This is a genomic window from Flavobacterium endoglycinae, from assembly GCF_017352115.1.
Classification (GTDB): domain Bacteria; phylum Bacteroidota; class Bacteroidia; order Flavobacteriales; family Flavobacteriaceae; genus Flavobacterium; species Flavobacterium endoglycinae.
The window spans coordinates 4,367,382-4,381,191 of the sequence record NZ_CP071448.1 but is presented as its reverse complement, the minus strand read 5'-3'; the positions used below and the strand labels follow the sequence as shown (position 1 = coordinate 4,381,191).

Sequence of the window (13,810 nt, the reverse complement as noted above, 5' to 3'; positions counted from 1 at the left end):
AGTGATAGATTATATGAAGATTCATAAATTAAAAAACCAATAATTTAATTAAGCAGAAACGATTTTTAATCCAATATTAATTAAATTTACGTATCAATCTTAATTTCGATGTTATGGAAATACAGTATCCAGAATTAGTTTCCATCAAACAGATGAGTGTGCAAAAAATAAATAACACGTCCATCTCGTCCTTTTTAGATACGCTTTCAGTTGAAGAACCTCTTGAAATTAGGTTGTCGTATGTTTCCAATGCTGAGAGGATCCAAAAAAACATTTCGGTTACCATGCGAACTCCCGGTAATGATGTTGATCTGGCAGTTGGTTTTCTATTTACGGAAGGAATTATTACTTCTTTTGAAAACATAGAGAATGCTTATGGTGTAAAAATGAATTGCGTCTCTCAAAAACAAAATATCGTTCAGGTGGATTTAAAGGAAAATTTCGTTCCAAATCTAATGCAGACAGACCGCAATTTCTATACTACCTCAAGCTGTGGTGTATGCGGAAAAAGTTCTATTGAATCTATAAAAACCGTTAGCCCTTTTATGAATAGAGCACGACCTTCATTTATGATTAAGGCTTCGGTATTTTATCAACTGCCTGAAAAATTAAGAAAGGCTCAAAGCGATTTTGATTCAACTGGAGGACTTCATGCATCAGGCCTTTTCAATATACAAGGCGACTTGATTCTTTTAACTGAAGATGTGGGAAGACACAATGCTTTAGACAAATTAATCGGCAGATCACTTACAAACCGTTTACTGCCATTAAATGAGCACATTTTACTCTTGAGCGGAAGAGCTAGTTTTGAGCTCATTCAAAAAGCGGCAATGGCAGGTATTTCTATTATTGCTGCAATTGGAGCACCGTCTAGTCTAGCTGTCGAACTTGCCGCTGAATTTAATATCACGCTTTTAGGATTTCTCAAAGAAAATAGATTTAACATATACAGTTCTTCTCATCAAACAATCATTGTCACTGATTGAAAGAAATTAGTCCGTATCATGCCATAGCAATTAAACCTAAATGTAATGAAGGAAGATCAACAACAAAATACAGATCATTTAACCAATAAAGTACCTGTAGCGGAAAATCCATACCAGCTTTCCAAACTTAAAGTAACAAAAGTAGAAAAATGGGCTGCAGGTATTCCGGCTGTAATGGCTGCCATGAGTGATCTAATTGAAGACAAGGCAATTCTTAGAGGTGGTAAAGCTTTGTTTAAAATGAATCAGAAGGGAGGTTTTGACTGCTCAAGCTGTGCATGGCCAGATCCAGATGACGATCGTTCTTCTTTGGGCGAATATTGCGAAAATGGAGCTAAAGCTTTAGCAGAAGAAGCCACAACAAAAAAAGTTACCGCTGCCTTCTTTAAAGAAAATTCTGTATATAGTCTTTCACAATTAGATGATTACCAGATTGGAAAAATGGGAAGACTGACAGAGCCTGTATATTTACCTATTGGCGGTACACATTATCAACCCATTAGCTGGGAAGATGCTTTTGCAAAAATTGCTTCTCATTTAAATGCGCTTGAATCTCCCAATGAAGCTGCTTTCTATACTTCGGGAAGAACCAGTAATGAGGCTTCTTTTCTCTATCAGCTATTTGCAAAAGAATTCGGAACTAACAACATGCCGGATTGTTCCAATATGTGCCACGAAACATCCGGAACTGCTTTAAAAACGACAATAGGCATTGGGAAAGGAACTGTTACTTTAGAAGATTTTTATGATACCGATGTAATTGTAATCATCGGACAGAATCCTGGCACTAATGCTCCGCGAATGCTTAGTGCATTAGAAAAAGGCAAAAAAAACGGAGCAAAAATTATTGCCGTTAATCCATTGCCCGAGGCGGGTTTAATGGGATTTCATAATCCGCAGGCCATAAAGGGAATAATAGGTTCTGGTGGAAAACTTACGGATCTTTTTCTTCCCATAAAAATAAATGGCGATATGGCGCTTTTAAAAGCTATTGAACTTTTGTTAATTGAATTGGAAAAGAAAAATCCGGGTGAAGTTTTTGATCATGAATTCATTAAAGACAAAACAACTGGTTTTGAGAATTTTCAGAAACAATTTGAAAATTTAGATTTAGATCATCTTGCTTTTCTCTCTGGCGTTCCTAAAAATTTAATTATCGAAGCAGCAGAAATACTGGCCTTCAAAAAACGAATTATTATCTGCTGGGGAATGGGATTAACACAGCAGCCTAATGGCGTTGATATGATTAGAGAAATTGTCAATATTTTATTGATTAAAGGAAGTATTGGCAAACCCGGTGCTGGGGTGTGCCCCGTTCGTGGACATAGCAATGTACAGGGAAACAGAACCATGCTTATTGATGAGAAACCTACTAATGAGCAATTAGATCGTCTTCAGGCTTATTTTGGATTTAATCCGCCTAGAACTCATGGCTATGATGTTGTTGGAACGATAAAAGCGATTCACGAAGAAAAAGTAAAATTTATGTTCTGCATGGGTGGCAATTTTTTGTCGGCTGCACCAGATACAACGTATACTGCAGAAGCTTTCCGAAAATTGAAACTACTGGTATGCGTGTCTACAAAACTTAATAGAGGTCATTTAGTACACGGAAAAGAATCTCTTATACTTCCTACACTTTCCAGAAGCGATATGGATATTGTAAACAATGAAGTACAGATTATTAGTACCGAAAACTCTATGGGCGTTGTACAGTCCTCAAAAGGAGTATTAAAACCTATATCAGATCAATTGATAAACGAAATGCAAATTGTCTGCCGTATGGCTATGGCAACGCTTGGAAATAAATCAGTCATAGATTGGCAGCGTTATCACGACAGTTATGATGCCGTGAGAGAAGCTATTGAAAATTGTATTCCAGGTTTTGAAAATTACAATACCAGAGTTCGGGAAAAAGGTGGTTTTTATCTGCCAAATGCTCCGCGACATGGTAAATTCAATGCCAAGGAAGCAGCTGACCGCGCAGCCTTTACTTTGACTGAAATTCCAGATAATGAATTGGAGCCAGATGAATATATGATGGCAACTACTCGAACACACGATCAGTTTAATACCACTATTTATGGTCTAGATGACCGCTATCGTGGTATAAAAAATGAACGACGTGTTATTTTTATGAATCAAAATGACATTGAGAAAGCGGGATTTAAAGCTGGCGATACAGTAGATTTATTTAATTATAATGATGGTATCGAAAGAATTGCACCTTTATTTATTATTGTTTCTTATCAGATTCCAGAGCGAAATACCGTTACTTATTTTCCTGAAACAAATGTTTTAGTTTCTGTAAATAATGTGGTAAAAGAAAGTAATATGCCGGCCTCTAAATACGTGAAAATAAAAGTAAAAAAACACGATCCCAATATTTATCAAAAGATAAAACACATGTAGTTTTCCAATCCAAATAGGCAGCGAAAGACTCGTAAGTTTTTCAAGTAAAGCAGCTTTAAATTTGCCATTTTAGGCTGAAAGTCTTAATCTCTGATTAGGACTTTTTTATTTTAAGTTGATTTATGCAAAATCAATATCTGAAGAATTTTAATATTTTTCCAATCTGTAATCAATCACAAATGCTAACATAAAATCTGCATGAGAAAAAAGCGTCACAAATCGCATAATTGAACAATTCTGGGGTTTTCTATTGTTGGATCTAAAGCATTTTTAAATGCAATATGACATCTGTAATTCTGGTCTAAATGAACTTTTTTAAGAAAAAAACTTTCTTTATCAATTACTGTTTTATTATTGATAATTTCAAAAGATTTTAAAGGAATAGAAAGGCCTTTTCCATTTGCTTTTATTACGGCTTCTTTCTGTGTCCAATAATCAAAAAAAGCCACTTTGTTATCAACTTCATTCTTTATAAAAGAAAGTTCTCTTTTGGTCATAAGTGATTCATAATCTTCGATCGAAATATCGGATAAAATTTCAATATCAACCCCAATATCAAGGTTTTCCGAAAGCACACAAACTACTATTTCGCCTGCATGAGAAATATTAAACGTAACAGAGCAGTCTGCTAAATATGGTTTTTGATATCCTGTATAGCTAATAGTTTTATTTTTATACTCTTTATTCTTATTATGAAGTCCTATTTTAAGCAGTAATCTCCCCAAAAGAGACAGCTGAGCATCCTGCCAGCGTTTATAGGCTAATACTTTTTTTTGAAAATCTTCAGGAAAATCATCAAGATACTTTTTTACAAGATATTGATGATTTTCTTCAGATATGTAAGCGTATAGAATTTGGGTCATCAGATTTTATATTATTTATCAGCAACCTCAAAGACTATAGCTTCTACAGCTCCTGTTGCAGAATTAATAACTCCTACATCTGTTTTCACTTCAGACATTCTTACCCAGACTCCTCCATAAGAATCACCAAAACCAAATGCTCCCCAAATAAGTTTATGTGGTGTCCATTCGCTTTGTGCGTTTGGAGCTAGAAAATCAATCGATCCGCTAAATTCCTGAGCAATAAAAGCATTAGTTGCCAATGCTGTATGTATTGCTTCAAGCCATTCGTCATCACTAAGAAATTTTCCAACAAAAACATCTTTGCCTTGATAACCTCTGGCAACTTTAATTACAAATTGGTCTTTATTATTTTTAAGTAATTCTAGTAAATTGTATTCTTTATCTCTGAATATGATGTTTTTGTTTTCTATAAAAGCTGTCCAAGGGATATTTTTGATTATCAGCTGATTTTCTTCAGGCTGAAACTTTCCTGCATATGCTAATTCAAGCAGAACGGCTAGATTTCTTTTATCTCCCATCATTTTAAGTCCAAGATGATCGGGAAAATATACCTTATCTGTTACAAAAGCACGAAATACAGATGTATTTACTTTGATTTCCATTGATAAAACCGTGATACCATGTATTACTACATCTTTAAAACATAAGTTATCTCCAATTAAAACCAGCTCACTAACATTGCCTGAATACGCTTCTCCAGTAAGTGCTCTTTTGGCAAGTTCTTGTTTAAATAGGTCATTAAAAAACAACAAACTGGTTTGATCTGCAAATTCAGGATCCAGATCGCTTTCATCAAATCCGTTGTCTATAAATATATTTATCGTATCCTTTATCGAAGGGACTTTACTTAAAATTTGTTCTATTAAAAAATTCATATAAATCTTTAAGGTATTTTTAGATTTATACTGATCGTAATTTTCCGTTAGCTCCGAATGAAATTTTCTGATTAAGTTTTCAAAGCTATGAATCTGCCAACCTCCTATTGATGATCCTATATTGGCTTCAAGGATTTTAAATCCATCTTCAGTATACGTAAGATCTAAACGACACCCGGTTTCAATATTTTTTTTATGACACATCATTGCAAATTCTGCCGACATTTCATCTCCTTCAAAATAAAAATCGCGTATTTTTTTTACATTATTATCAAAATACAAAGATGGTATCTGGTGTAGTAACTTGGGAATTGTCAATGACAGGGTCGACAATTCTCTGGCAGTATGACTGTCAATAAGAACTGGCCAGCCTGTTACTGCATACACGTATTCTTTAAACAAATCAGGAACTGATTCGTCATTTGTATTGATTCTTGCCGGAACATTTTGATTATCCTTGAATTCTGTATATTTTTCTGAAATGATTGAGTATTGTGTTGTGATTTCCTGTGTTTCCATATTCATGTAATTACTTAATATTCGATTTTAAAATTGAGGTTGTTGGTAAGATTATAGTATCCCCCAGTAAAGCAGATAAGTAGCCAGTAATACATTTGAAAAAATTACTGTAAAAACAATACTTCTGTCGTTGGTTTTTTTAATTGTAATAATATAGTAGGCAAATGTTAAAGCCAGTAGTATAAAAAAGGTAGATACTAATGAAAATACATAATTAAAGTTTTCCGGCAGACCAAATGCCAAAACAAAAAAGTTCTTTTTTGAAACTTCTAGAATAGCCATAATTAAAGATCCTAAGAGTGAAAGTCCAATTAATGATGTAATAATTATACCTATTCGCAGAATTTTATCTTGTTTAGTCGTATATATGTTTTTGATTAATTTAATTATGTATACCGCTGCAAATACCAGCATGATTACTAATGCAATTAAGAGCGGAATTAAAAATACAGGATCAGGCTGGCTGATACTTTTACCCGTTACCGAAACACCTTTATTAAGGGTTACGCCTGTTACGATCGCAATCTTTGCTGCTTCATCAAAAGCTTTAGCATTGATTTTCTGTTCAGGGTTATTTATGAATTTTTCTGCTGTTTCACGACCAATTTTGGTAAATGCGGGAACGTGTCCATAAGTTTTGGCTTCTATAAAATGTCCATTTTTAAATCTTGCTGCAACTTTTTGTCCATTATCAAGAGGCGTAATCGGATCAAATTCTCCCGAAAAAACGAGCACAGGATAATCCGCAGAAGAAAGTTTGGAAAGATCATAATGTTTAATTGCATTTGCCGCACGATTGGTATTCCAAGCATTGCAGACTTTAAAATCTGATTCGTAAAAAGAAATTCCGCCTTTCAATTGTTTATATTCTGCTGTATTTTGTTTGAATTTTGAATAATCATTATTGGGTATGGCTTCGTTACATGTCATACAATAATAGACGCCATAATCCATTCCTAATAAATTTGATAAAGCACTTACGAGATTCCCTAAAGGCGCTTCTTCCCTTTTATGAAATTGATAAATGAGCAATGGAATAACTTCTACTAATTGTTTATTGTATAATGCTTGCTGAATGGCCACTTTAAAATCTTCTGCATTGTAGGTAAATTTCCCAGTTGGAATTATCGATTTATCGACATCCACTGTTAATGGTCTTTTTTCTAGATCTGCAATAACGTTATAATAAGTTTGTTCTAGATTTGGATATTGCGCATTAATTTGCTTGTCTTTTTTACAAATCTCAAAAACTTTATGCAGGCTGTTCATATAATTCGATGTATTGTTTACATAATAAGTCGAAATATCATACACCGGAGAATCAAGCAATACTGTTTTTATATCTTGTGGATAAGCGTCAGCATACACTTGTGCGATATAAGTTCCGTAAGAAACTCCATAAACATTCCAGTTTTTATATCCCAAAACTGATTTTAATGCATGAAGATCTTGTGCAGTGCTAAGGCTGTTATACGAATCAATATCATATTTTTTATTAAGAAGTTCCTGTTTCATTGACATAACAGCACTTGTCTTTTGTTTTTCATCTTCGGCTCTAGACTGATTTTTAGCCAGAATTGCCAGAAATTTTTCTCCCAGATTTTTAGAAAGTCTAGGTTCTGAATAACCTGTTCCTCTAACATCAAACAATATGATGTCGTTATTTTTACGAAGCGGATGATCTATCCATGACCAAATATTATCAATACCTCCTGCTCCTGGTCCTCCTTGTATAAAGACAACTGCATTTGTGTTTTTAATATTTGAAGTAGTTTTGAGAATAGCAACCGCAATTTTGATTTTCTTTCCATTGCTGCTTTCCCATGTTTCAGGAACATTAAGATATCCCCAATCTATGTTATTAGTTTTTTCAAACTGAAAAAGAAAAGCATCTCTTTTCTCAAAGGTTGCATTTTGTGCATTTATCTTTGAAAATAATAGTATTAAAGTGACTGTGATTATTGATTTTATTTTCATGTGTTTTATTTGATTTAAAAATTAAAGCCGATTTGTATTGTTTCCTGCTTTTCAAAATCGAGTTCCGTGTCTAATGATTCAATTGACTGACTACTGTTTCTTAAAATTTCTTCTAGCAGTTTTTCGTACTTTAAACTTATTAGCTGTATGGTTTCTGCTTCGTACTTTGAAGTGCTGTAATTTATTTTTCCCGACAGTTTATTTTTACTTACCTCAAATGTGATTAATAAAGGCAGCCTATTATAACTGGTATTTACAGGTGTTAGATGCAATTGTAAATTGGTATTGACTTTAATGGTCGAATAATCAAAGGACGGATTTTGCAAAACCAAAAGTGTGTCTAATCTAAATGTATTTGAAATAGTCTCAGGAACATCTTGATGTTCATCGATCAATAGAAGGTTTTGATGTGTTTCGTTTAAAAAGTCTGCTGCACTTTTTTCTTGATCGATTTTATTTCGCAAAGGCAACGTTTTTACAAACATTCCTAACTGATTTTGCAATTCAGAGTTTGTTCTGCCAGAATTCACAGTTCCTATCGAAAAATCTTCTTTGTCATACATTTTATACATCAAGATGCTGAATGTGCCTGTTAATAATGTATGCAGTGAGATGTTGTGTTTTTGAACAAACTTTTTAATCTCTGGCACATTGATGTTATGATGCACAAATTCATAATCAATACTTTTATGATTATCTTTTTGAAATTGATGATCATAAGGCAGTGTATTTTTCCATGAATATCCATCGAGATAGGTTTTCCAGAATCTCAGATTTTTCTCTTCCGAGTTTTTTTGCTGTACTTTATTGTACCAAGCAGCATAATCTTTAAACTGAAAATTCAATTTAGAATCATCTACAATCTCATTTTTTTCTATTTTTTTATAATGACTTACAAACTCGTTTATTAAAATTTCCAGCGACCAGCCGTCCATAATAATATGATGTGTACAAAATACCAGATACGACGAACCATCTGTTTTATGAAATAATCCTATACGTAATAATGGTGCTTTGTTTAAATCGAATTCCTTATTTATGAAGATTTTAATGGCTTTTTTAATTTCTTTTTTGTCATAAAAAAACTCTTCAACTGGTATTTCATTTTTTTCATAAGAAACAACCTGACTTGGTTTCCCATCGACCTCAACAAATCCAGTTCTCAGGATTTCATACTTTTTTTGCAATTCTAGAAATACTTTTTCCAGAACTGCTTTGTCAATTTGTCCTGTTATTTTAAAAACGGCAGGCATGTTATACGATACCGATTTTTTAAATTGCTGTGAAGCCAGCCAAATATTGTATTGTGCTGTTGTTATGTCATAATACTGACGCTGCTCTAAGGCTTTAATTTCAGACGTTTTGTTTTTTTCTTTTTTCTCCAAATATTTAGACATTGCCTGTATTACTGGATAGTCAAAAATGTCTTTTAATGTAATTTTATAATGAAGGTTTTCTTCAATTTTATTAATAAGTTTTACGGCATTTAGTGAATGTCCGCCCAGCATGAAAAAGTTATCCGTAATACTTAATTCATCTTTTATTTCCAGTATCTCCTGATAATATTTACAAAGTGCAAGTTCTATTTCTGTAGTAGCTTTTTCATGAATTGCATTTGTTTTTTCGGTTGTTATTTTAAATGATGCGAGTGCTTTTCTGTCAATTTTTTTATTTGGCGTTAACGGAAATTCATTGAGAGGGATTACGGCATGCGGAATCATATATTCTGGTAGTTCATCTCTTAAAGCAGCTATAACAGAAGAATAATCGAATAGTTCTTTTTCTATAATTAAAAAAGCAATCAATATGGCTCCTTGTTCTTGATTTTTCTGAGCAATTACAACTGAATCTTTTACGTTTTCAATCTGATTCAATTTGGTCTCGATTTCTCCCAATTCGATACGATATCCTCTTATTTTTACTTGATTATCGTTGCGGCCTAGAAATTCAATTTCGCCCTTATTGTTCCATTTACCAATATCGCCTGTGTTATAAATTCTTTTGCTGCTGTCAAAAGGGCTTTGAACGAATTTTTCTAAAGTCAGTTCTTCATTTTTATAATATCCAAGCGCCAGTCCGTCTCCGCCTATGTAAATAGTTCCTGGAACATGTAATGGCAAAAGCTGCATGGCATCATCTAAAATATAAAACTGGGTATTGTTAATTGGCTGACCAATATTTGAAGCTTCTTTTGCATTGGTTACCTGCTTACAACTCGACCATATGGTAGTTTCGGTAGGACCGTACATATTCCATAATTCATGATTGGTTTCCAATAGTTTTTGGGCAAGGGCTTCGCTTAACAAATCTCCTCCGCATAAAATTTTAACTTTCTTGTTTCCATTCCATCCGGCATTATACAGCATCTGAAAAAAACTTGGTGTCGCTTGAATAACAGTAACTTTTAAGTCTTCAATTTTTTGAATTGTATGTGCCGGATCTGATAAAAGTTCCTGATTAGCGATGTATAATTTGGCTCCCGCAATAAGTGGTGTAAAAAATTCGAGGATTGAAATATCAAACGACTGCGTTGTTACTGAAAACAAGTAATCATTTTGGTCTATTTTAGGCTGGTTTTCGATGCTGATTAAGAAATTGCATAACGATTTATGACTTATCGCCACACCTTTTGGATTTCCAGTCGATCCTGAGGTATAAATAATATAGGCTCCTGCCGAAGAGGAAACTTCATCTAAAACAATTGGTTCTGTGATTTCTTGTTTTAAAAGAAGATCAGCATCTATAATTTCACAATCTATGTTTAGGTTTTCTTTTAAATTTTGTGTTGCGATAATTTGATTAACACCGCTATGTTTAATAATATATTCTAAACGATCTTTAGGAAAAGATGGATCCAGCGGGATATAAGCACAGCCCGATTTTAATACTCCAAGCAAAACCGCTGTAAGTTCTGCAGAACGGTTCATTAAAACTGCAACTGCTGTATTTGATTTTCCTGTTTTTTGTTTAATGCAAAAAGCTATTTTATCTGATAATTGTGCAAGATCACGATACGTATAATTTACTTTTTCATCTACTAATGCTGTCTTATCAGGATTTTTATTTACCTGATTATTGAAGAGACTAACAACTGTTTCATTTTCCGGATAATCGAATGATGTTTTATTGAAATCATAAAGTAATTGATGTTCCTCTGCTTCTGTAAGATATTGGTATTGAGAAAGTTTTTCTTTAGTAGTGTGAATTACTGTCGTAAGCAGATTTTCAAAGTGTGCTGCTACTTTGGTTATCTCTGTTTCGTCGAAGTAGTTTACATTGTAATCAAAATCGATTTTAATATCTTCAGATTCATCAAATTCTCTGATATAAATTGCCAGAGCCACACGTTCTGAATGATTTGAAAGCGGGATTACGGTTGTCTGTGTATTGATAAAATGATCTGAATAATTTTGTTTTTCATACGACAATGTCATATTAAACAATCTGTCTTTTTCATAAAATAAATCAAGTTCTTTCACAATTTTCCCTAACGGAAATCTCTGATGACGGTAATCTTGTCTTAATTGTTGTTTGATATTTTTAACAAGGTCTTCAAAAGTATCATTCAAATCAAACTGCATTCGTAACGGAGATACTCCCATGAACAAACCAACGGTTTTTTTAAATACCGATTTACCTCTGTTTAAAACTGGAAGCCCAATTGCAAAATCTTTATTTTGGTGTTTTCTTCCAAAATAGAGATATAAAATTCCAAGGATTACATGAAATGTTGTCGCTCCTAATTCTTTTCCTGTCCTTTCTAGTTCATTATAAATCGAACGCGATATGATAATTTCTTTTCTTTTACTTTGATTTGTCTTATCGTGCTGATTAATTTTTTCAAAAAGCTTTTCAGGAAGATGACTGAATTTTGTTTTCCAATACTGCTTATCTTCTTCAAAACTTTTTGATTCTGAATAGGCTTTGTCATCTTGAATAAAATCCTGATAGGTAAATGGATATTGAGTTTTTATTTCTCCAAATTCTGAAAGTTCATTATAGTTTTTTACAAGTCTTTGGAACATTAATGAAGTTCCCCATCCATCTGTAATAATATGGTGGTATACAGAAAACAAATAATGAAATTCTGAATCTACTTTAATTAAAATAAACTTGTGCAGTAATTCATCCGCTTTTAATTCGAAAGGGATTTCGAATTGTTGCTGCATGAATTCATTTGCTTCTTTATCTGGATTTTCAGACGAAGAAAAGTCAAGAAATTTTAATTCAGAGACATATTTTTCTATAGTGTGCATGATAACTTCATCTGATGATAAATCCATACTGCTTCTGTAGGTGTCATGCTGGTTTATAAGTTCCAGATAAGCCTTATTTATTATATCGTAAGCTATTTTTCCTTTAATAATTATTTTTGCCCCAATATTGTAAATAGGGTCTTCGGGAAACATAAGCTGTTCAAAATATACATCTTGTTGTGGTAGCGTGAGTTTCATTTTTTTAGTAATTAAAGAATTAGAAAATTGCGTAATCACATACTCAAATCGTTTTAGGATTTGATTTTTAAGAAGACTTAAACCCAGAAATTTTCTGCAAGCTCTTCTTTTGAGGTCGTTTTTATATCTTTTACAATAGTTCCGTAATCAAATTTTATGATTCGGTCAGCTAAGTGAAAGTAAGCATCGTCGTGGGTTACAGCTATAATGGTTTTACCTTCTTCTTTAAATCTAGGCACCAATTCTTCATAGAAGTATTTTCTGAAATGAGGGTCTTGATCAGCCGCCCACTCATCTAAAACCAAGATTGGTCTTTTTTCTAATAAGGCAAATATGAGCGACATACGTTTGCTTTGTCCTTTAGAGAATTTTCTTCTTACCGTTTCATCTTTATCATCTGTAATGATTTTATCCATTTCCATTGTTTTCAGTAGTCCTGAATAAGAATGATTGCTTTCTAAAGCATAATTGTCATAGTTTTTAGAAAACAAATGGTTGTCTGTAAATACTGCGGCAACCAAGTCTTGGAAGGATAAAGAATCTTCTTCGTCATTGATTATGATTTTACCATCTGATGGAGGATAAAGTCCAGTAAGGACGTTAATAAAGGTACTTTTTCCTGATCCGTTTCCGCCAACAACAAAAATGGTTTCTCCTTTATTAATATTTAAATTTAAAGGCCCAAGCTTGAATAAAGAATCACTGTCGGCATTTGGATAGGCAAACGTAATGTCTTCAAAACGCAGGGATTCAAAGTCATTTTCGACTTTGCTGGTTACGATTTCCTCGTTTCCATCAACTTCAAAATCTTTCATGAATTTTGAAATTCGGGTATTGGCTACAAAGAATCTTGTATAAAGCTGCTGCAGGTTTATGATGTTGTTAATTGGACCAGAAATAAAAAGTATGATTACTACATAAGCGATTACATCTTCTCTGGTAAGGAGATTAAAGGCCGGCAAGACAAATAAAATAACCGAAACCACAAAATACAATCCGTACTGGCTGATAAGGTTAATAGAAAGAAATACATAGTTGATATTGAAATCTAAGTTCATAGCTGCATCTCGGTTTGGCACAATGAACTTGTTCATTAAGTTTTCTCTTCTTATAAAATTAATTTTAAGCTCTTTAAATCCTCTTATAACGTCATCAACAGATTTGTAATAGCCATCATTATATTCTCGTAATTCGTTTACTCTTTTTGACATTGTATTCATGACAATAAAGTAACATGCTCCTACCATAACAATTAAAGCTACTACGATTAATGCGGAAACAAAAGAGAGTGTAAACATATAAATGAGACACAAAACAAGCATTAATAACGAATTTATGGTATGCGTTACAGTATAAGGAAGCAACGAAAAAGTTCGTAGGTCTTCGACCACTGTATAAAATCGCTGTGAGCCATATTGTTCTAGTCTAAGCAAGGGAACATTTAAAATTTGTCTGAAAATATTCTTTTCATTTTGGTACAACATATTAAAAGAAAACTTATTCAATTTCTTCTGAAATATTATGTTCAACAAATACGTGTATACAAGAATTGCTGTAAAAACAATTCCCATATATCCAGTAAGAAACTGTTTGTTTCCTGCCATTACATTATTGATAATGTATACTATTGCAAATGTTAACAGCGTATTTGGCACAGCATACAACAATAAATAGATAATTTGTCTCTTTTTTATTTTTAACATCTTAATAGTATTAAATGG

Annotated in this window: 7 protein-coding genes; 2 read left to right on the top strand and 5 right to left on the bottom strand. The window is 33.0% G+C overall.

Translation table 11 applies throughout. The features are described from left to right. The first annotated feature begins 113 nt into the window (after positions 1-113). The gene (gene fdhD, locus J0383_RS19260) at positions 114-986 is read left to right on the top strand and encodes a formate dehydrogenase accessory sulfurtransferase FdhD (RefSeq protein ID WP_207295584.1); all 873 of its coding nucleotides are present in this window, start codon (positions 114-116) and stop codon (positions 984-986) included. A 45-nt stretch (positions 987-1,031) separates the two neighbouring features. Next, a complete protein-coding gene (locus J0383_RS19255) occupies positions 1,032-3,398 on the top strand; it encodes an FdhF/YdeP family oxidoreductase (protein ID WP_207295583.1) in 2,367 nt (788 codons plus the stop codon). A gap of 212 nt (positions 3,399-3,610) precedes the next feature. Here the strand turns inward: J0383_RS19255 and J0383_RS19250 are convergent, their stop codons facing one another. From J0383_RS19250 to J0383_RS19230, 5 genes are all read right to left on the bottom strand, one after another. Further along, positions 3,611-4,261 (bottom strand): 4'-phosphopantetheinyl transferase family protein, encoded by a 651-nt coding sequence (locus tag J0383_RS19250; RefSeq protein ID WP_207295582.1) that lies wholly within the window; start codon positions 4,259-4,261, stop codon positions 3,611-3,613. A gap of 11 nt (positions 4,262-4,272) precedes the next feature. Then, entirely contained in the window at positions 4,273-5,658 is a 1,386-nt protein-coding gene (locus J0383_RS19245) for an ATP-grasp domain-containing protein (protein WP_207295581.1), read from the bottom strand. A 51-nt stretch (positions 5,659-5,709) separates the two neighbouring features. Beyond that, positions 5,710-7,635, bottom strand: a complete 1,926-nt coding sequence (locus J0383_RS19240; RefSeq protein ID WP_207295580.1) for an alpha/beta fold hydrolase — start codon at positions 7,633-7,635, stop codon at positions 5,710-5,712. Positions 7,636-7,649: 14 nt separating this feature from the next. Next, positions 7,650-12,089 (bottom strand): non-ribosomal peptide synthetase, encoded by a 4,440-nt coding sequence (locus J0383_RS19235; RefSeq protein WP_207295579.1) that lies wholly within the window; start codon positions 12,087-12,089, stop codon positions 7,650-7,652. Between the two features lie 77 nt (positions 12,090-12,166). Then, complete coding sequence (locus J0383_RS19230; protein WP_207295578.1) at positions 12,167-13,792, bottom strand: cyclic peptide export ABC transporter; 1,626 nt, start codon at positions 13,790-13,792, stop codon at positions 12,167-12,169. Positions 13,793-13,810: the final 18 nt, after the last annotated feature.

Coding starts and splice junctions, on each gene's coding strand:
- fdhD (WP_207295584.1), top strand. CDS start 114: ATGGAAATACAGTATCCAGAATTAGTTTCCATCAAACAGATGAGTGTG.
- J0383_RS19255 (WP_207295583.1), top strand. CDS start 1,032: ATGAAGGAAGATCAACAACAAAATACAGATCATTTAACCAATAAAGTA.
- J0383_RS19250 (WP_207295582.1), bottom strand. CDS start 4,261: ATGACCCAAATTCTATACGCTTACATATCTGAAGAAAATCATCAATAT.
- J0383_RS19245 (WP_207295581.1), bottom strand. CDS start 5,658: ATGGAAACACAGGAAATCACAACACAATACTCAATCATTTCAGAAAAA.
- J0383_RS19240 (WP_207295580.1), bottom strand. CDS start 7,635: ATGAAAATAAAATCAATAATCACAGTCACTTTAATACTATTATTTTCA.
- J0383_RS19235 (WP_207295579.1), bottom strand. CDS start 12,089: ATGAAACTCACGCTACCACAACAAGATGTATATTTTGAACAGCTTATG.
- J0383_RS19230 (WP_207295578.1), bottom strand. CDS start 13,792: ATGTTAAAAATAAAAAAGAGACAAATTATCTATTTATTGTTGTATGCT.